Genomic DNA, 18,588 nt, shown 5'->3' with positions numbered 1-18,588 from the left:
AAAATTATATAGTAGTTTGAACCATTAACTAGGACTAGCGTTTCTCCGCCGTTGGTCTTGGCTAGTGGCGATTATATTTTAAGGAGGTGACCTAGATGTTAGCACCAGAAAAGAAGGAAGAAATTATTGATAAGTATGGACGCCATGAAGGAGATACTGGTTCTTCGGAAGTCCAGATTGCTATTTTAACTGCTCGGATTGATGAATTAACTGAGCATCTTAGAGATCATAACCAGGATCATAATTCTCGCCGTGGTCTATTAAAGATGGTTGGTAAGCGAAAGAGATTATTGGAGTACTTACAGAATAATGATGTTGAAAGATATCGAGAGTTAATTAAAGAGTTAGGTATTAGAGGTTAAGCTGATACATAAGGGCGGGATTTCCCGCTCTTATATTTTAGAATTTGATATTTAAAATTTATCAAACTGTACATAATATATAATAAATAATAAAAGGAGCGTTGATAAATGGAAAACCAAGAATGGAAGATGGAACTCGGTGGTAGAGAATTAACTTTAGAGACCGGAAAATTGGCCCAACAGGCTAATGGTTCAGTTTTAGTTCGTTATGGAGAAACAGTCATTCTAGTAACAGCTACTATGGATGATCCTAGAGGAATGGATTACTTTCCGCTAATGATTAATTATGAGGAGCGTCTCTATTCTGTCGGTAAGATTCCCGGCGGATTTATTAAGCGGGAAGGAAGACCTAGTGAAGCAGCAACATTGACCTCTAGATTGATTGATAGACCGCTAAGACCTCTATTTCCTGAAGGAATGAGACATGATGTTCAGGTCATAGCAACAGTATTATCAGTAGATAATGATAATTCCCCTGAAGTAGCAGCTATGATTGGAGCTTCAGCTGCTTTATCTATTTCTGATATTCCTTTTGAGGGTCCTATCGGCGGTGTTAATGTTGGATTGGTAGATGGAGAATTAATTCTCAACCCAACAGTTGAAGAACAGGAAGAGAGCAGTCTGGATTTAATTGTTGCTGGTAATAAAGATGGAGTTATGATGGTAGAATCGGCAGCCAATGAAGTTACTGAAGATAAGATGATTGAAGCTATTGATTATGGTCATCAGAAGCTACAGGGTATAATTAAGTTGCAGGAAGAAATGGTAGCTAAGATCGGTAAAGAGGAAGCAGATTTAGAATTAGTCACAGTTGAAGATCCAGAAGTTGAAGCAGCAGTTCGGGAATATGCAGGTGAAGATCTCAAAGAGGCATTACTGACTAAAGATAAAGCAGAGCGCGGTGAGAATCTAGATCAGGTTAAAGAAGAAGTAAAAGAACATTTTACTGATGAATTTGCAGATGATGAGGGAACAGAAGAGAAGATGAAGGTAGTTAGCAGTACTCTGGACAAGATTACTAAGGAGACAATCCGCAGTTTAGTTCTGGATGAAGGCAAACGGGTTGACGGTCGTGATCTTGATGAGGTTCGTCCTATCTGGTGTGAAGTAGATGTATTACCTCGGGCCCACGGTTCCGGTATCTTTACCCGCGGCCAAACGCAGGTTATGACAGTAGCGACCTTAGGTGCTGTTGGTGATGAACAGAGATTGGATGGAATTGAAGTTAAAGAATCAAAACGATATATGCATCATTATAATTTTCCTTCCTTCAGTGTAGGTGAGACAGGCCCGATTAGAGGTCCAGGGCGTAGAGAGATCGGCCACGGTGCCTTAGGCGAGAGAGCACTTCGTCCGATGATTCCGGAACATGATGATTTCCCTTATACTATTCGGTTAGTCTCTGAAGTGTTAGAATCCAATGGTTCTACTTCGCAGGCCAGTATCTGCGGCAGTACGCTGTCATTAATGGATGCTGGAGTACCTATCAGAAAGCCAGTAGCTGGTATAGCTATGGGACTGATGAAAAAGGGAGATAAAGTAGAAGTACTATCTGATATTCAGGGTATTGAAGACTTTAACGGCGATATGGACTTCAAAGTTGCCGGTAGTGAGGACGGTATTACTGCCTTACAGATGGATGTAAAGATTAAGGGGATCTCTAAAGATATCTTAGCTGAAGCTTTAGAGCAGGCCCGCCAAGGTAGACTTCATATTCTGGATAAGATGTTAGAAGTTATGCCTGAATCACGTGATGAATTATCGCCGTATGCACCAAGCATTATTACAATGGAGATTGACCCAGAAAAGATTCGGGATGTAATCGGTCCTGGCGGCAAGACAATTAAGAAGATTATCGACGAAACTGGTGTTAATGTTGATATTGAGGATGATGGTACTGTCTTTATTGCTGCTGATGATCAGGAGAGCGGTAAACAGGCCCAGCAGATGGTTGCCAAGATGACGGAAGATGTAGAAGTTGGTGAGATCTATTTAGGTGAGGTTAAGAGAGTAACCCACTTTGGAGCTTTTGTTGAAATTCTTCCTGGTAAGGAAGGGTTAGTTCATATTTCTGAATTAGCCGATTACCATGTCGATGAGGTAGAGGATCTCTTAACTGTAGGTGATGAGATCTTAGTTAAGTTAACAGAAATTGATGATAAGGATCGGCTTAATCTCTCCCGCAAGGAAGCCTTAGTCGAGAGAGAAAGAGAAAAAGATAATGAGGATAGATAAATAAATATTATCTATCCTTTCTTTAAACATAAACTAGATTCTTTCTAGTTTATGTTTTTTTAAATTCACGATCGAACATTTATTCTAGAATGAGGTGATGGTAGTGAAGTTAGGAGCACATCTTTCGATTGCTGGTGGAGTTGATAAGGCAGTAGATAGAGCAGAAGAGTTAGAGATAAATGCTTTTCAGATCTTTGCTAAGAATCCTCGCGGCTGGACAGGCAAAGAGTTAACTACAGAAGTAGCTGAGCTATTTAAGGAGAAGAGTAAATCTATAGAGTTAGCTTCATCGGTAGTTCATGCTAATTATCTCAGTAATCTGGCTACGCCTAAAGATGAATTATATAAGAAATCAAAAGAATCACTTACAGAGGATATCAGAAGGGCTGATTGTTTAGGAGCTGATTATGTTGTACTACATCCAGGTAATCACACTGGGTCAGGGATTGAGGCAGGGATTAAGCGGGTTAATCAGGCACTGCAGGAGATTATCAATGAATTCAATCCTGAGGCTAAATTACTGCTGGAGAATGTTGCTGGAGCTGGCACCGAGGTAGGTTTTAACTTTGATGATCTACTGGCTATGACTGAAGGGATACCACTAAAGAGAGTAGGGATCTGTCTTGATACCTGCCATGCTTTTACTGCTGGCTATGATTTAAGGAGTGAAGCCGGTTTTGATGGATTATTAACAGAGATTGATGATACTTTTGGATTAGAGAATTTACCAGTAATCCATGTCAATGATTCAAAAGAAGAGGTGGGCAGCAATAAGGACCGTCACTATCATATTGGTCAGGGCAAGATAGGTAGTGAAGGCTTTGCGAGATTAGTTAATCATTCACAGATGAAGGAGAAAGTATTAATTATTGAAACTCCCATTGATGATAATGGTGATGATGAGTTGAATCTAAAGACTTTGCGGAATTTAGGTAAGTAAAGATTGGTGAGTGCTTAGGTGAAGGGGGGATTAGATGAAGATTGATGATTATTTTACAGCTGAGGTAAGAACAAAATTAAAGAAAGTAATTGTTGAAGCAGATCAGCAGGAGGTTTACTGTATAGGACGTTTAAGCAGTGAAGAAGAGATAATTACTGAAGTTGAGGTAGTAGCCCGGGGGAATAAGCAAGCAGTACCGGTGCCAGCTGCTAAATTAAGGCCAGGAGAGGTAGTGATCCATAATCATCCCAGCGGCAACTTAAGTCCTTCTCAGCCTGATCTTAATTTAGCGGCTAAGTTTGGGGCCCAACAGATAGGATTTATTATTATTAATAATCAGGTGGATGATCTTTATGTAGTTGTTGAGCCAGATTTAGCAGCGGAAATGAAGGAATTAGCTGTTGAAGAGATCAGTGATCTATTTGCTGCCGGGAATGCTTTGGACAAGACATTAGGCCAATATGAATACCGGCGCCAGCAGCAGATTATGGCAGAGGTAGTTGCTAAGGCCTTCAACCGGAGCACCCATTTATTAGTCGAGGCAGGTACAGGAACCGGAAAATCCCTTGCGTATCTGATCCCCAGTATATATTGGGCTGTTAAGAATGAACAGCGGGTAGTCATCTCAACCAATACAATTAATCTACAGGAACAATTGATCAAGAAGGATATTCCACTGCTTAAGAAGGCGCTGGATTTGGACTTTAAAGCAGTCTTAGTTAAAGGTAGGCGAAATTATATCTGTCTGCGGAAGCTTTATAATTTACAGCAGATAGCTGACCAGGCTCTGGAGAATGAAGAAAGAGAGTCATATCTTAAATTATTAGACTGGGCAACTGAGGCCCAGACCGGCTGTCGGTCTGAGTTAGTCTTTCAACCTCAGGCTTCAGTTTGGAATCGTGTAGCTTCAGAAAGTGATACCTGTCTGCGGTCAGACTGTCCTCACCATAGCCAGTGCTTCTTTGCCCGGGCTAGGGCCAAAAGCATCAATGCTGATCTCTTAGTAGTCAACCATCATCTGCTATTTTCTGATATTGCCGTGCGGAAAGAAGAGGGAATGGATCTGAAGGTAGCAGTTTTACCCCGCTACAGCCATATTATCTGTGATGAAGCCCATAACATAGAAGAGGTAGCAACAAGCTATTTAGGAGAGAAGATTAGTAAACAGCAGCTGATTAAGTATCTCAATAATCTACATGTTAAGCAGTCCAAGGAAGGAATTCAGGGCTTTTTAATGGAGGCTAGATTTAAGATTAATCAAGCCCGGGAGCAGATTGATGAAGATACTAGACTGGATTTGCAGCGTTTAATCGATAATATTCTGCAGCCGTTAGTTCTAAAAGTAACTGATAGGACAAATACTTTCTTTAATGTTCTAGAGAAGTTTAAACAAAAAGCACAGTCTGAAAAGCAGGGAGAGAATAAGCTGCGGTTAACTGAAGAGATAAGAGAAGATGAAGGCTGGGAGACTATAAAGGAAGAAGCTGATAATCTTTTATTATCGCTGAATCAGTTAAGCAAGAAATTGGATGAATTAAGGGTGGAGATCGATCTATTATCCACTGCTGATATAGATGATTATGAAGGTCTGTTAGTAGATATAACTGCTAGAGTAGATCGGGCTAAAGCAGTAGTTAGAGTGATTGATACTGTCATTAACCAGACAGATGATGACACAGTAGACTGGATTGAGGTAACTAAAAACAGCAGAGAAGAGATCAACTGTAGGCTTAATTCTGCGCCGATTAATATTGCTGGTGAATTCAAAGATAACTTACTGCTGGAGATGGATTCGATTATCTTTACTTCAGCCACCTTAACAGTTAATAAATCTTTTGATTACATTAGAGATAGATTAGGGTTAGAGAAAGACTTAGTTGCAGAACTGAGGACCGGTGATCCATTTGATTATAGCCAACAGGCATTACTAGGAATTCCGACTGATCTACCTGAACCGTATGATGATACTTTTCTTACTGAGGCTTTAAGAGTTTTAAAGGAATTATTGACTGCCAATCAGGGGCGTAGTCTAGTTTTATTTACCTCCTATGGTATGTTGAATCAATTCTATTATAAGTTGAGGGGAGAGTTAGAAGAGACTAAACTGAATTTATACCGACAGGGAGAGAAATCCCGCCATCTTTTAGTTGAGGATTTCAAGCAGGATTTGGCACCAGTAATCTTTGGCACGGCCAGCTTCTGGGAAGGAATCGATATTCCTGGTGAACAGTTGAGTTCGGTAATTATTGTAAAGTTACCTTTTCAGGTACCGACTGATCCTGTAATAGAGGCTAAAGTAGAGGAGATAGAAGCAGAAGGTAGGAATGCTTTTTATAACTATATGCTGCCGCGGGCAGTAATAAAGTTCAAACAGGGTTTTGGACGGTTAATCAGATCTCAGTCTGACTCTGGTTCTGTAATTGTACTGGATAAAAGAATACTTACTAAAAACTACGGTAAATCATTTATTAGTTCTGTTCCTCAAGGATGTAAAATAATTGCTGATAATCATCAAGAAATAACTAAAAAAGTTGAAAAAATTCAAGCTTAAAACAGGATTCAACATATTAAATCAAGAAGTGAGTCTATTAGGGATTAAAATCTAGAATTGATTCAAGGTAATAGGGGGATGGATATGCGTTGGAAAAAGGGAGCCTTTGTAGTCTGTATTTTAATACTTATGTTAGTGATTATAACAGCTGGGGCTGTGGCAGCTCCGAGATTCAAGTTATATTATGAAGTGCAGGAAGGCGATGCTTTAGTTAAGGTGGCTAAAAAGTTTGGAACTTCAGTGGATAGGCTAAAAGAGATAAATAATTTACAAAAGGGAACCATTAAAGCGGGAGAAGAATTAAAAATTCCCCAGACTTATCAGGCAGAGACTGATAAAAAAAGAGATTATCAAATTAATAGAATATTATTGGATGAAGTTTATAAGACGGATAGAATAATTGATGGTCAGTTTCGACAAAAAAATTTTGTTGAGAGAGAGATTGTTGTAAAAATAAAGGATAAATCTACTGCTAAAGTTGATGTTTCAAATCTCAGAACGTTGGATTATTATTTAAAATCGGGAGACACTTTATATGAATTGGCCCGTGAATTCAATACTTCAGTAAGAGTGTTAAGAAAGTTAAATAATCTCATAGATACTGATGTAATTAGACGCGGGGATAAGATTGCTTTACCGATTAATAATTTAACTCCTAAGCAGGTAATTTCAAAGACTATTTCACGGGAAGAATTAAATTTATTGGCCCGATTAATCAGTGCTGAAGCTAGAGGAGAACCCTTTGTGGGACAGGTTGCTGTCGGAGCTGTTGTTCTAAATCGTGTGGTTAGTAATTATTTTCCTGACAGCATTAAACGAGTAATTTATCAACCGGGGCAGTTTGCTGTAGTTAGTGATGGGCAGATCAATAATCAGCCTACACGTCAGGCATACAGGGCTGCTGAAACAGTATTGAATGGACAAGATCCTTCACGTGGAGCATTATACTTCTATAATCCTAAAACAGCTAAGACTATGCAGTGGCTGTCAACTAGAAGTACATTAGTTAAGATTGGAGATCATGTTTTTGCAAGATAAATTTAATAGATTAGCTTACAGGACCTACCTGATTATAGGTAGGTCTTTTTTGGTTAAAGGATATTCAAAGAATATATGCCCCCCAATACTTTTATTCTGTTGGCCTTCAATTAGAATCTCTACCTCATTAATTTCCGAAAACTGAGTTAGTGTTTGGACTATAGCATTGACGGCTAGGGCTTCTTTTGTGCTACCGCCGTTGAAGTTAGTCATTATTTCACGACTGAAGTTTACATAAGCAGTTTTATTCTTAACTTTAAGTTCTAATACTTCAGTTTCGACTGGAATTATATTTTGGAATTTATCTTTAAGTTCCGGTCCTGCAATCAAAGCTTCTAAGGCTTTAGAGGCTATCTGTTCAATTAAAGAGTTAGAATTTGTAACAAATATTTCAGTGGTAGGGACTGTTTGATTAATTGGGATTAAATCTGCCTCAGTGGCTGTAACTTTAGGGAAATAAACTTTAAATTTATTGTTGAGAGAAGTATTGGTTTGGACAGTCTGTTGGGCCTCTTTTTCTGTTGGGGGGAGCGGTAGATTACTATTAAAATAAGTAATTATTCCTTTGCTCAATGCTTTAGCAATCTTTTTTCTTTCCTCGGTACTGGTTAGGCGTTTAAAGTCTACATCATTGCTTAAGAATCCAACCTCTGCCAAGACTGCCGGCATATCAGTTTTATTCAGCACATAGAAGTTTCCAGGTTTTATTTTACGATAATTTTCCGGTTGAATATTGATTAACTCTTGCTGGATAAATTTAGCTAATTTCTTACTTTGAGGTGAATTAGGGGTATAGAAGGTCTGTCCGCCAAAAGAACTGGTCCCGGGAAAACTATTAACATGGATGCTGACAAAGAGGTCAGCATCTTTTTTATTTGCTAATCTAGCCCGATACTTAATATCTTTATTGCGATCATCTTTGTATAATGAATCATCAGTTCTAGTTAGGATTACCTGTAGATTTCCTTTTTCAAGAAGAGCGGCTAATTCTTTAGCTATCTTTAGATTAATTTCCTTTTCATAAACTTCATTTCGATGAGTACCTTTATCAATACTACCGTGTCCAGGATCGATAACAACTATTTTTTCAAGTTGGGAGAAGTTATTATGCTTAGTAATACCTCCAGCAAAGAAACTGACTAAAAAGATAATCATACTTAAGATGATAATAAATTTATATTTGCTGATTATCCAAAAATTAATCATTTTATTTTAAAACTCCCTATTATTAGAATCTATAGAATAGTTATTAAATTCTTTATAAAAGTATGCTGAGTAAAATTTACCAGCTGTTACTTTATTATATTTAGTATTCTCTATGAATAAATAGTTAGCAGAGGAATGATAATAGGGAGGAGTTTAGTATGAGCTTTTATCTTTCAAAAAGGATTGCTTTAATTTTATTACTGATTATTGGAACGAGTATCTTTTTTGTAGGCAATTTAAGTCCTGATTTAAGCAAGAAAGTAAGCCTATTAACTAGCAATCGATTAGTACCGATCTATAAAGTAGATACTTCTCAACAGAAGATAGCAATTACATTGGATGGAATGTGGGGAGCTAAATATACAGAAGATATCTTGAAAGTCCTTCGTGAGCATGATGTTGAGATCACCTTCTTTTTTGGCGGTAACTGGTTAGAGGATAATCCCGAGATGGCTAAAAAGATAGCAGAGAATGGACATGAGATCGGTAATCATACCTATAGCCATCCTCATCTGAATTCTTTAAGTAAATCGGAGATTGAAGAGGAGCTTATTAGAAATCAGAAGTTAATTGAAAGTTTAGTTGGCAGACAGCCTAAGGTATTTCGGCCGCCCTTTGGAGAATACAGCAATAAAGTAATCAATGTGGCTAAAGAGTTAGGTTTTCAGACAATTCAGTGGAGTATTGATTCTTTGGACTGGAAGGACCCAGGGAATGAGGCTATTGTTAATCGTGTTCTGGATAAAGTAAGTCCTGGAGATATTATTTTGATGCATAATAATGCTACAGATATTGTTGAAGCGCTTGAAACTTTGATCCCTAAGTTGAAAAAGCAGGGATATGAAATAGTGAAGGTATCTGAGTTAACTTATGATGATAATTATTATATTGAAAGCCATTCTGGAGTTCAAAAGAAGAGAAAAAAATCTGGAGAGGAGTAATTTTAGATGTTTAATAAGTTCAGATTCTACTTTATTCCTTTACATAGAATAGCTCTATTTGCAGTCATTATTTTATTGATAACAGCCAGCTTTATGGTTCAGACATTAACATCCGATGTAGCGCCGGTAGTTAATGATGAAATAAAGCCTTATTATCATGGTCCAGAGACTAAAGAAGAGATGGCTATAACAATTAATGTTGCCTGGGGACAGGAGCATATTCCTAAGATGCTTGAGGTATTAGAAGAAAAGGATGTGAAGGTTACTTTCTTCTTTCTCGGTAAATGGGTGAAGAAGTTTCCGGAATTGACAGAAAGAATAGCCGATAAGGGACATGAAGTAGGCAATCACGGTTATCAACATTTCCATCCTAATCAGTTATCCAGAAATCGGTTAACAGAGCTAATTAAAAAGAATGAGAAGCTCCTACAGGAGATAACTGGAGAACAGACAGAACTATTTGCTCCGCCTTATGGAGAGTATAATGATCAGGTGGTTAAAGTAGCTGATGAATTAGGCTATAAGACTATTATGTGGACGGCTGATACAGTTGATTGGCAGCGGCCAAAGCCAGAAGTGATTATTCATCGGGTAATGCGGAAGGCTGGTAAGGGAGGAATTGTTTTAATGCATCCTACAGAGCCAACAGCCAAAGCCTTACCGAAGATGATCGATAAGCTACGGGCTAAAGGATATAAACTGGTAACTGTATCTAAACTGTTGACAGAGTCAGGTGATTAAATGGTACTAAATGTTATTAATGATTTTAAGAAAAAAAGACTTCTAATAATAATCAGTTTAGTTATTATAGCGTTATTATTGATTACTAATTTAATTGTTGAAAGAATTAAGCGGAGGCTGTATGGAGTAGCTGAAGGCGTTACTTATGAAGGAGAGTCGGTGGAGTATCTATTTTGGAATGAAGTTCGTAACTTAGTAAGGGAAGATGCCGAAAAGAGGAGGGTCTGGAGTAGGAGTGCTGATATAGATGCTAAGACAGGAAGAATAATTGCAGAAAAAGAGGGGAAGATTATAGATATAGAGAGTACGGTAAAAAGGATTATGGAAGCCGAAGCGGGGACTGCAGTAACTGCCAAGGTTTATCAGATAGATTCTTATCCAACTGAAGAGGATCTAAAAAAGGTTACAGAAGTGATAGGTAGCTATAAAACATCTATTAGCGGCAGCCGCAGCAGGCTGGAGAATATTAAGTTAGCAGCGGAGAGTATCAATAATCAACTTCTCTATTCTGATGAGGTATTCTCTTTTAATCAGGTAGTAGGTCCGCGGACAGAAGAGCAGGGATATAAGGAAGGTCCTGTTCTATATAATGGTACTGCAGGATCAGGGATTGGAGGCGGCGTCTGTCAGGTTTCAAGTACTCTCTATAATGCAGTGCAAGAGGCCAATTTACAGATAATAGAAAGATATCCCCATTCCAGTCCAGTAAGATATGTGCCGGAGGGACAGGATGCAGCAGTAGCCTGGAATCTATTGGACTTTAAGTTCCATAATCAGTATTTATTTCCATTAATTATTAAAGGCAGTGTACATGGGAGGACATTAGTGATTAAAATTTTAGGCTACCAGCAGGAATAAATTATCTTTTGCTGAAATAGACCAAGTACTGAATAATGGATTAGAATGGAGGAGACAGAAATGGAGATTGAGATTAAGCGACTGGATGATTCACTGCCGCTACCGGAATATAAACACCGCGGTGAGGATGCAGGAATGGATCTATATTCGCGCGAAGAAGGAGTTTTAAAACCGGGGAAGTATGGATTATTTAAGACAGGAATAGCAATTGCTCTGCCGCGGGGTTATGCGGGATTTATTAATCCTAGAAGCGGTCTGGCTGTAGACTATGGAGTTACTGTTTTAAATGCTGATGGAGTGATAGATCCCGGCTACCGCGGTGAGATAGGAGTACCACTGATTAATCATGGAGCGGAAGAATTTAAAGTAAAGAAGAAAACTAGAATAGCTCAGTTAGTAGTCCAAAAGTATGAAGAAGTAGAATGGAAGGAAGTAGAGGAATTATCTACTACAGATAGGGGAGAAGGCGGATTTGGACATACCGGACTTAGGGACTAATCTTAATACCTTCCAAGTGCTCTGCATAAATATATAGAAAGAACTTGTTAAGGAGGATAAAAATGAAACTAAGTGAACTGCAGGGTAAAGAGATCATAAATATGCATGATGGAGGTAGATTAGGAATTTTAGGTGATACCGAATTGATTTTAGATATAAAATCTGGTGATATAGAATCCATAATTATTCCTGATCAGGGCGGTTTTTTAAGTATTTTTGGTGAAGAAAAGTATCTAATAATTCCTTGGCAGGCAGTAAAGAAGGTTGGTTCGGAAGTTATCATTGTTGATCTGGATAATGATCTGCAGCCGCAGCGGGCTTCTATATAATGTTAGAATAGCCTCCTTTCATTTAGGATATATTAATTTCTAGATGAAAGGAGGCTAAAATTATGTCCTCAGTAATAAGTATTTTCAATAGCCAAGGTCAGGCAGAAGAAGCACTACAGGAGCTTAAAGAGTCAGGTTATAGCGAAGCTGATATGTCTTTAGTAGCTAAAGAGGATGAAGATGCTGGACGCCAGCAGGATGTAGAAGCTGGAGAAGAAATGACAGTTGGAGATCAGAATTTAACTGATGGATCTACTACTGGAGGAGCAATTGGTGGAATTGCTGGTTTATTAGCCGGAGCAGGTACCTTAGCGATTCCAGGTGTAGGTCCAATTATTGCTGCTGGTCCTATTGCTGCCGGTCTAAGTGGAGCTGCAGCCGGCGGTCTAACAGGGGCATTGGTCGATTATGGAATTCCACAGGAAGCTAGTCAAGATTATGAGGAACAGATCCGTAGCGGTAATATGCTAGCTATCTATGAAGGGATTGAAAGTAGCGAGGAAGCATCAGAAATAGCAGCTATTATGCAGCGAAATGGAGCTATAGATGTTGAAACTCATTAAATGATTTATTGGGGAGAATTAATTCTCCCCAATTTCTATTTAGACTTGACATTTCACTGAATTTGTTAGAAAATAAAGTATAACTGGAAAAATTAAATAGGATTAAGATGGAGGCTGGAATAATTATCAGTATTCAGAGGATTATGGATCAGATCTTCTTCTGAAGAAAGGGATTATTTTCGAAATCTGAATTTAAGCTGATCATTGAATTCAGATTGGGGCTGGAGTTAATAACTTCAGAACTGTCATCAGTTAAACTGATGAAGGGCTGTCTTAATCATTATAAGTAGTTTATATATAATGATTGGTGCCTGTGCCAATCATTTTTTTAATATTAATAATATTATCAAGCTGTCAGGAAGGAGTCAAAAAAGATGACAAAAGAAGTAATAGTAAATGGTGCCCTAGGTAAGATGGGACAGGAAGTTGTTAAGTTACTTAATAGAACTGATGGATTTAAATTAGTAAGTGCTGTAGATAAAGTTGATATTGGAGAAGATATTCATAAGTTATTGGGGGTATCAGCTCCGGTTGTAGAGATTGAATCTGATTTGGCGGAGGCTATCTCTAAAACAGAACCTGATGCCGTAGTGGATTTTACTACTCCTCAGGTAGTGATGGAGAATATTGAAACAGGTTTAGAGAATGGAATCAATATGGTGATAGGAACGACAGGGATTACAGAGGCCGATATTGATAAAATAGAAGACTGGACTGAAGAAGCTGAAGCAAAGGTGATTATTGCTCCTAACTTTGCTGTTGGTGCTATTTTAATGATGAAGTTTTCTCAGATGGCAGCAAAATATTTAGATCAGGCTGAGATTATTGAGCTGCATCATGATCAGAAATTGGATGCTCCTTCGGGAACAGCCATTAAGACTGCTGAACTGATTAATGAAGTTCAGAATGCCACAGAAAAGGAAGTAGATGAGATTGAGAAGATAATCGGGGCTCGTGGCGGTGAAGAAGGTAATATCAATATTCACAGTGTTAGATTATCAGGATTAGTTGCTCACCAGGAAGTTTTATTTGGAGGAGTAGGACAGACTTTAAAGATCAGACATGATTCTATCAATCGCCGTTCCTTTATGCCTGGAGTTAAATTGGCTCTGGAAAGCCTGGATGAAGTAGATGGTGTTGTCTATGGATTGGAAAAATTAATGGAATTTTAAATTTGACAGGCACTACTTTGGGAGGTTGACCATATAATATAAGTGATTACTAACTAAAGGAAGGGGTTTGAATGGATAATAAGTTAACTGGAGTTGAGATAGCAGTCTTGGGCGGTGGAACTAGAGAAGAAGTTATGTTGGAATCTCTGATAGCAGTAGATGCTAAAGTTAAGACCTTAGGCCGGCCGGAAAGTGAAATTGAAGGTTTAATAGTTGAAGATAAGGTTTTGGAAGTAGTTAAAGATGCTAATGTAGTGATTGCTCCTATGACTGGAACTAACGAAGAAGGATATCTCAAGGCAACCTTTGGTGATAGAGCTGTAGAATTGACACAGGATTTTTTTACTCAATTAGCTCCAGAAAGTATATTTATGATCGGAATAGCAGATGAAGAGATGAAGGATTACTGCCAGCAGAATAATCTGGAATTAATCCAGCTGGCTAAACTGGATGAGTTGGCCATTCTAAATTCGATCCCTACAGCTGAAGGAGCTATTCAGGTTGCTATGGAAAAGTCTGATATTACTCTACATAGCAATAAATCTATAGTATTGGGGCTAGGTAGAGTAGGTCTGACTCAAGCCAGGATGTTGAAAGGATTAGGCAGTAAGACTTACGGAGCAGCAAGAAATCCTGCTGATAGAGCCCGCGCCAAAGAGCTGGGAATAATTCCTGTCAAGTTTTCTGATTTAAAAGAAGTAATCTCTGAAATGGACTTTATCTTCAATACTGTACCGGCTGTAGTGCTGGACAAAGAGGTGCTAAGTGAAGTAAAGTCAGAAGTTTTAATTATTGATTTAGCATCAGAGCCGGGCGGTACGGACTTTGCCACTGCTGAAGAGTTAGGAATTGAAGCTGTCTTAAGTTTAGGTTTGCCGGGGAGAGTAGCTCCTAAGACTGCTGGAGAGATTTTAGGTAGAATAACTCCGCGATTAATTGCTGAAAGAATCTAAGGTCAGCCTTCCAAAGGAGGTGTATCTGTTTGGAGTTAGATGGTAAACGAATTGGTTTTGCAGTTACTGGTTCTCACTGTACTTTTGATCAGGTGCTTCCTCAATTAAAGAGGATAGTAGAGGCTGGGGGAGTAGTTACACCTATCTTATCAAAGTCAGTTCAGAATATGGATACTAAGTTCGGTACAGCTGAGGAATGGAAGACTAAGATAACAGAGATTACAGATCAAGAACCTAAAACTACAATAGTAGAAGCTGAACCGATCGGTCCTGATAAACTGTTGGATATCTTGATTGTTGCACCTTGTACCGGAAATACATTGGCCAAGATAGCCAATGCAATTACTGATACTCCGGTATTGATGGCAGTTAAGTCTCACTTGAGAAATAATCGTCCAGTGGTGTTAGCACTTGCTTCTAATGATGGTCTAGGCAATAATGCTCACAATTTAGGTAAATTATTGAATACTAAGAATATATATTTTGTTCCCTTTGGGCAGGATAATCCACAGAGAAAGATTAATTCATTAGTAGCCCGGATGGATTTGATACCGGATACTTTAGAGTATGCTCTAGAGGAAAGACAGATTCAGCCGGTATTAATAGAGTATAAAGGGATTTGATTATAGCAGCTTCTGCTTAACATATTGCAGATATAGTCAACAAATCTCTTACGCTTGCCATTCGTTCGACGTCCTGTCTCACTCATTGTCAAAAACTGATTCTCCACCGTCCGTGGTTTCGAATCAGTTTTAAGAGTCGCTTCAGAGAAATGTTGACTATTTGTAATCTAATATATTGGCTATATTTATGTAAAACTTTACTCTGTAATCACAGCCTGGGTTGTTTCGGAGTGAAAAAAGATCTGGAACGGAGAAACTTCCCAGGCTTTATAATGCACTGTAACAAAGTGAAGCATTATATTAAATTAAGATGAATCTATCTAATTAATCTAAAATCAGGAGGTATTTACTATGAAAAGATGTAATGTTGCTGTAGTTGGAGCTACTGGAGCTGTAGGAAGAGAGATGCTGAATATTTTAGAGGAGAGGGATTTTCCTTATGATGATCTGAAGCTGTTGGCTACTGAACGATCAGCCGGAACGATTATGACAGTTAAAGGAGAGGAGTATGAAGTAGAAGTTACTACCCCAGAATCCTTTGAGGATGTAGATATTGCCTTGTTTAGTGCTGGAAGCACAGCAAGTGAGAATTTGGCTGAGGAAGTAGTCAGTAGAGGAGCAGTAATGATCGATAATAGCAGTGCCTTTAGAATGGATGATGATGTGCCATTAGTAGTACCTGAGGTAAACCCAGAGGATATTGCTCAGCATGAGGGGATTATTGCTAATCCTAACTGTTCTACAATCCAGATGGTAGTTCCCCTCAAGCCTATCTATGATAAGGTAGGTATCGAGCGAATTGTTGTTTCTACTTATCAGGCTGTTTCAGGTACAGGAAAGGATGCTATGGATGAATTGGTTGAACAATCGGAAAAAATTCTGAATGAAGAAGAAATTGACCCGGAAGTATATCCTGAACAGATTGCCTTTAATGCTTTACCACATATTGATGTTTTCTTTGATAATGATTATACTAAAGAAGAAATGAAGATGGTCAATGAGACTCAAAAGATTATGAATGATGATTCGATAAAAGTAACAGCAACAACAGTAAGAATTCCTGTTTTGATCGGCCACGGCGAGTCAGTTAATTTAGAGTTAGGTTCTAAGTTGGAAGCCGAAGAGGCCAAAAGACTATTATCAGAAACTGAGGGAGTTAAAGTCATTGATAATCCTGATGAGTTAGCTTATCCAACGCAGATAGATTCTGAAGAAGATGACGATGTATTAGTGGGTAGAATTCGTGTAGATGAGACGCTAGAAGCAGGTCTAAATCTTTGGATTGTGGCTAATAATCTGCGGAAAGGAGCTGCTTTAAATACAATTCAGATTGCTGAAAAGTTAATTGAGACTGAATTCTAATTGCTAGAAAGAGAGGTGGGGGAATGCGTAATGTCTTAATTCAAAAGTTCGGCGGTTCTTCTCTTGATACCCCAGAAAAGAGAGAGCTGGTGGTAGATAAAATAATCAACAGCATTAATCAGGGATATAAGCCGGTAGTTGTAGTCTCGGCTATGGGTCGAGAAGGATCTCCTTATGCTACTGATACTCTGATTAATTTAGCTAAAGAGGCTTATGGATATATTAATCCCCGGGATAAAGATCTATTGATGTCCTGTGGAGAAGTGATTTCTACTGTTGTAGTAGGCCAGAAATTGAAGTCTAGAGGCTATGATTATCAAGCCTTGACTGGTGCTCAAGCAGGAATTGTAACTGATGATAATCATGGAAGTACAAAAATTTTAGAAGTTAATCCTGGCCGGATTTTAGAGGCGCTGGAGAATAATTTCACTCCGATTGTAGCCGGTTTTCAAGGGATTACTGAAGAAGGTGAAATTACTACCTTAGGACGGGGAGGGAGCGATACTACTGCCTGTGTGCTCGGCGCTGCTCTCCATGCAGAGATGGTTGAGATCTATACTGATGTAGAAGGAGTTATGACAGCCGATCCTGATTTAGTACCTGATGCTAAGACTTTAAAACATATTACCTATACAGAAGTTGGTGAACTGGCTTATCAAGGAGCCAAGGTAATTCATCCGCGGGCAGCTGAAATTGCTAAGCGGGAACGGGTACCAGTAATGATTAAATCTACTTTTAGTGATGCAGCTGGAACAGTTATTTCTGATAAGTTTAAAAATAGTGATGAAATGGACATTAAGGGAGATCAGTTAGTTGCTGGAGTTGCTAGCCGCACTAATGTCAGTTTAGTAAAGATTATTCCGCGGGAAGAGAAAGAATTTGCTACTGATTTAGGCTGTTTTGAGGTTTTAGCTGAAGCAGGAATCAGCGTTGATTTCATTAATGTGCGGCCGGAGATGGTTACCTTCATTATCAATAACGAATTAATAGAGAAGACAGAAGAAGTCTTAGCAGAAACAGAGTATAATTATGAGATTGGTAATAATTTAATTAAGATCTCAGTAGTAGGGGCAGGAATGACAGGACAGCCAGGGGTGATGTCAAAGGTAGTGAAGGCTTTAGAAGGAGATGGAGTTTCTATCTATCAAACTACTGATTCTCATACTACTATTTCCTGTCTAATTAGGGAAGATGAAGAAAAAAAGGCGCTCTGTGCTCTACATGAGCAGTTTAATTTAGCAGAATAATTCCATGGGGGGATTTAGATGACTGATTTAGGAGAAGTTATTACCGCGATGGTAACGCCATTTACTGATGATTTAGAGGTTAATTATGAAGCGGCTGCTAGATTGGCTAATTACTTAGCTGATAATGGTTCAGATGGCATTTTGTTGTTTGGAACTACAGGAGAAGTACCGACACTGAATAAAGAAGAGAAGATTAAGCTGGTAGAAGTAGTCAAAGAAGAAGTAGGAGATAAAGTTAACATAATTGTTGGAACCGGTTCCTATTCAACTCAGGCCAGTATAGAGATGACTAAAACAGCAACGGATTTAGGAGTAGATGGAGTAATGCTGGTTACTCCTTACTATAATAAGCCTCCTCAAGACGGGTTAGATAAGCATTTTAAACAGGTGGCTGAAGTAACTGATTTACCGGTTATTCTCTATAATGTACCTAGCCGGACATCGAAGAATATTGAAGCTGAAACTGTTGCAAGGCTGGCAGAAGTAGAGAATATAGTAGCTGTTAAAGAAGCAAGTGGAGATTTAGAACAGGTAGCTACTGTTAATCGGCTGACTGATGATGACTTTTTAATCTACAGTGGTGATGATGGATTAACGCTGCCAATTTTGAGTGTTGGAGGTACAGGAGTAGTCAGTGTTGCTGCGCATTTAGTAGGTAATAGGATAAAAGAGATGATTCACTGTTATAAATCCGGCCAAGTACAGAAAGCGGCTCAATTAAATGCTGAATTAGGTGATGTATTTGCTAAGATATTTATAACTACTAATCCAATTCCGGTTAAAAAGGCTGTTAATTTAATAGGATATGAAGCTGGACCTGTCCGTCCGCCGCTTGTTGATGCTAATCAACAGCAGACAGAAGCTCTAAAATCACTTTTACAGAATCATAATTTACTGTAAAAGATTAATTTAAGTGTGCAGCTAAAGCTGCACACTTTTTTACTGGATTTAGTTTATTAAAGTTATTAA

Annotated in this window: 18 protein-coding genes and 1 riboswitch; of the genes, 17 read left to right on the top strand and 1 reads right to left on the bottom strand. The window is 38.5% G+C overall.

Annotated elements, in window-relative coordinates:
• The first annotated feature begins 95 nt into the window (after nucleotides 1–95).
• From rpsO to acear_RS08200, 5 genes are all read left to right on the top strand, one after another.
• Entirely contained in the window at nucleotides 96–362 is a 267-nt protein-coding gene (rpsO, locus tag acear_RS08220) for a 30S ribosomal protein S15 (RefSeq protein ID WP_013278543.1), read from the top strand.
• Nucleotides 363–470: 108 nt separating this feature from the next.
• Entirely contained in the window at nucleotides 471–2,597 is a 2,127-nt protein-coding gene (gene pnp / locus acear_RS08215) for a polyribonucleotide nucleotidyltransferase (protein WP_013278542.1), read from the top strand.
• Nucleotides 2,598–2,700: 103 nt separating this feature from the next.
• Complete coding sequence (locus acear_RS08210; RefSeq protein ID WP_013278541.1) at nucleotides 2,701–3,537, top strand: deoxyribonuclease IV; 837 nt, start codon at nucleotides 2,701–2,703, stop codon at nucleotides 3,535–3,537.
• A 34-nt stretch (nucleotides 3,538–3,571) separates the two neighbouring features.
• On the top strand, nucleotides 3,572–6,088 hold the full coding sequence (locus tag acear_RS08205) for an ATP-dependent DNA helicase (RefSeq protein ID WP_013278540.1): 2,517 nt from the start codon (nucleotides 3,572–3,574) through the stop codon (nucleotides 6,086–6,088).
• A gap of 84 nt (nucleotides 6,089–6,172) precedes the next feature.
• On the top strand, nucleotides 6,173–7,126 hold the full coding sequence (locus acear_RS08200; RefSeq protein WP_013278539.1) for a cell wall hydrolase: 954 nt from the start codon (nucleotides 6,173–6,175) through the stop codon (nucleotides 7,124–7,126).
• A 24-nt stretch (nucleotides 7,127–7,150) separates the two neighbouring features.
• Here acear_RS08200 and acear_RS12195 read toward each other — a convergent pair whose 3' ends face one another.
• Nucleotides 7,151–8,332 carry an N-acetylmuramoyl-L-alanine amidase gene (locus tag acear_RS12195; RefSeq protein ID WP_013278538.1) on the bottom strand — a complete coding sequence of 394 codons (1,182 nt, stop codon included), beginning with the start codon at nucleotides 8,330–8,332 and terminating at the stop codon, nucleotides 7,151–7,153.
• Nucleotides 8,333–8,490: 158 nt separating this feature from the next.
• Here acear_RS12195 and pdaB point away from each other — a divergent pair, with 158 nt between their 5' ends.
• The 12 genes from pdaB (at nucleotide 8,491) to dapA (ending at nucleotide 18,519) form a co-directional block, all read left to right on the top strand.
• Entirely contained in the window at nucleotides 8,491–9,273 is a 783-nt protein-coding gene (gene pdaB / locus acear_RS08190; RefSeq protein ID WP_013278537.1) for a polysaccharide deacetylase family sporulation protein PdaB, read from the top strand.
• 6 nt (nucleotides 9,274–9,279) lie between these two features.
• A complete protein-coding gene (locus acear_RS08185) occupies nucleotides 9,280–10,014 on the top strand; it encodes a polysaccharide deacetylase family protein (RefSeq protein WP_013278536.1) in 735 nt (244 codons plus the stop codon).
• Nucleotides 10,015–10,872: a VanW family protein gene (locus tag acear_RS08180; RefSeq protein WP_013278535.1), complete on the top strand. Its 858-nt coding sequence runs from the start codon at nucleotides 10,015–10,017 to the stop codon at nucleotides 10,870–10,872.
• Nucleotides 10,873–10,932: 60 nt separating this feature from the next.
• On the top strand, nucleotides 10,933–11,370 hold the full coding sequence (gene dut, locus acear_RS08175; protein WP_013278534.1) for a dUTP diphosphatase: 438 nt from the start codon (nucleotides 10,933–10,935) through the stop codon (nucleotides 11,368–11,370).
• 62 nt (nucleotides 11,371–11,432) lie between these two features.
• Nucleotides 11,433–11,699 carry a YlmC/YmxH family sporulation protein gene (locus tag acear_RS08170; protein WP_013278533.1) on the top strand — a complete coding sequence of 89 codons (267 nt, stop codon included), beginning with the start codon at nucleotides 11,433–11,435 and terminating at the stop codon, nucleotides 11,697–11,699.
• Nucleotides 11,700–11,761: 62 nt separating this feature from the next.
• Nucleotides 11,762–12,262, top strand: a complete 501-nt coding sequence (locus acear_RS08165) for a membrane protein (protein WP_013278532.1) — start codon at nucleotides 11,762–11,764, stop codon at nucleotides 12,260–12,262.
• 100 nt (nucleotides 12,263–12,362) lie between these two features.
• A riboswitch (Lysine riboswitch) is annotated at nucleotides 12,363–12,541 on the top strand.
• A 95-nt stretch (nucleotides 12,542–12,636) separates the two neighbouring features.
• The gene (dapB, locus tag acear_RS08160; RefSeq protein ID WP_013278531.1) at nucleotides 12,637–13,434 is read left to right on the top strand and encodes a 4-hydroxy-tetrahydrodipicolinate reductase; all 798 of its coding nucleotides are present in this window, start codon (nucleotides 12,637–12,639) and stop codon (nucleotides 13,432–13,434) included.
• Between the two features lie 71 nt (nucleotides 13,435–13,505).
• Entirely contained in the window at nucleotides 13,506–14,387 is an 882-nt protein-coding gene (gene dpsA / locus acear_RS08155; protein WP_013278530.1) for a dipicolinate synthase subunit DpsA, read from the top strand.
• A gap of 29 nt (nucleotides 14,388–14,416) precedes the next feature.
• The gene (locus tag acear_RS08150) at nucleotides 14,417–15,010 is read left to right on the top strand and encodes a dipicolinate synthase subunit B (protein ID WP_013278529.1); all 594 of its coding nucleotides are present in this window, start codon (nucleotides 14,417–14,419) and stop codon (nucleotides 15,008–15,010) included.
• Nucleotides 15,011–15,361: 351 nt separating this feature from the next.
• Nucleotides 15,362–16,372 carry an aspartate-semialdehyde dehydrogenase gene (locus tag acear_RS08145; protein ID WP_013278528.1) on the top strand — a complete coding sequence of 337 codons (1,011 nt, stop codon included), beginning with the start codon at nucleotides 15,362–15,364 and terminating at the stop codon, nucleotides 16,370–16,372.
• Nucleotides 16,373–16,395: 23 nt separating this feature from the next.
• Nucleotides 16,396–17,619 carry an aspartate kinase gene (gene dapG, locus acear_RS08140; protein ID WP_013278527.1) on the top strand — a complete coding sequence of 408 codons (1,224 nt, stop codon included), beginning with the start codon at nucleotides 16,396–16,398 and terminating at the stop codon, nucleotides 17,617–17,619.
• Nucleotides 17,620–17,637: 18 nt separating this feature from the next.
• Nucleotides 17,638–18,519 carry a 4-hydroxy-tetrahydrodipicolinate synthase gene (gene dapA / locus acear_RS08135; RefSeq protein WP_013278526.1) on the top strand — a complete coding sequence of 294 codons (882 nt, stop codon included), beginning with the start codon at nucleotides 17,638–17,640 and terminating at the stop codon, nucleotides 18,517–18,519.
• Nucleotides 18,520–18,588: the final 69 nt, after the last annotated feature.

This window comes from Acetohalobium arabaticum DSM 5501 (assembly GCF_000144695.1).
GTDB classification, from domain to species: Bacteria; Bacillota; Halanaerobiia; order Halobacteroidales; family Acetohalobiaceae; genus Acetohalobium; species Acetohalobium arabaticum.
Note: the sequence above shows the minus strand (reverse complement) of the source record. Positions and strands in the feature narration are given on the sequence as shown.

Excerpts from the sequence above, each read along its gene's own strand:
- rpsO (WP_013278543.1), top strand. The coding sequence starts at position 96 with ATGTTAGCACCAGAAAAGAAGGAAGAAATTATTGATAAGTATGGACGC.
- pnp (WP_013278542.1), top strand. The coding sequence starts at position 471 with ATGGAAAACCAAGAATGGAAGATGGAACTCGGTGGTAGAGAATTAACT.
- acear_RS08205 (WP_013278540.1), top strand. The coding sequence starts at position 3,572 with ATGAAGATTGATGATTATTTTACAGCTGAGGTAAGAACAAAATTAAAG.
- acear_RS08200 (WP_013278539.1), top strand. The coding sequence starts at position 6,173 with ATGCGTTGGAAAAAGGGAGCCTTTGTAGTCTGTATTTTAATACTTATG.
- acear_RS12195 (WP_013278538.1), bottom strand. The coding sequence starts at position 8,332 with ATGATTAATTTTTGGATAATCAGCAAATATAAATTTATTATCATCTTA.
- pdaB (WP_013278537.1), top strand. The coding sequence starts at position 8,491 with ATGAGCTTTTATCTTTCAAAAAGGATTGCTTTAATTTTATTACTGATT.
- acear_RS08185 (WP_013278536.1), top strand. The coding sequence starts at position 9,280 with ATGTTTAATAAGTTCAGATTCTACTTTATTCCTTTACATAGAATAGCT.
- acear_RS08180 (WP_013278535.1), top strand. The coding sequence starts at position 10,015 with ATGGTACTAAATGTTATTAATGATTTTAAGAAAAAAAGACTTCTAATA.
- dut (WP_013278534.1), top strand. The coding sequence starts at position 10,933 with ATGGAGATTGAGATTAAGCGACTGGATGATTCACTGCCGCTACCGGAA.
- acear_RS08170 (WP_013278533.1), top strand. The coding sequence starts at position 11,433 with ATGAAACTAAGTGAACTGCAGGGTAAAGAGATCATAAATATGCATGAT.
- acear_RS08165 (WP_013278532.1), top strand. The coding sequence starts at position 11,762 with ATGTCCTCAGTAATAAGTATTTTCAATAGCCAAGGTCAGGCAGAAGAA.
- dapB (WP_013278531.1), top strand. The coding sequence starts at position 12,637 with ATGACAAAAGAAGTAATAGTAAATGGTGCCCTAGGTAAGATGGGACAG.
- dpsA (WP_013278530.1), top strand. The coding sequence starts at position 13,506 with ATGGATAATAAGTTAACTGGAGTTGAGATAGCAGTCTTGGGCGGTGGA.
- acear_RS08145 (WP_013278528.1), top strand. The coding sequence starts at position 15,362 with ATGAAAAGATGTAATGTTGCTGTAGTTGGAGCTACTGGAGCTGTAGGA.
- dapG (WP_013278527.1), top strand. The coding sequence starts at position 16,396 with ATGCGTAATGTCTTAATTCAAAAGTTCGGCGGTTCTTCTCTTGATACC.
- dapA (WP_013278526.1), top strand. The coding sequence starts at position 17,638 with ATGACTGATTTAGGAGAAGTTATTACCGCGATGGTAACGCCATTTACT.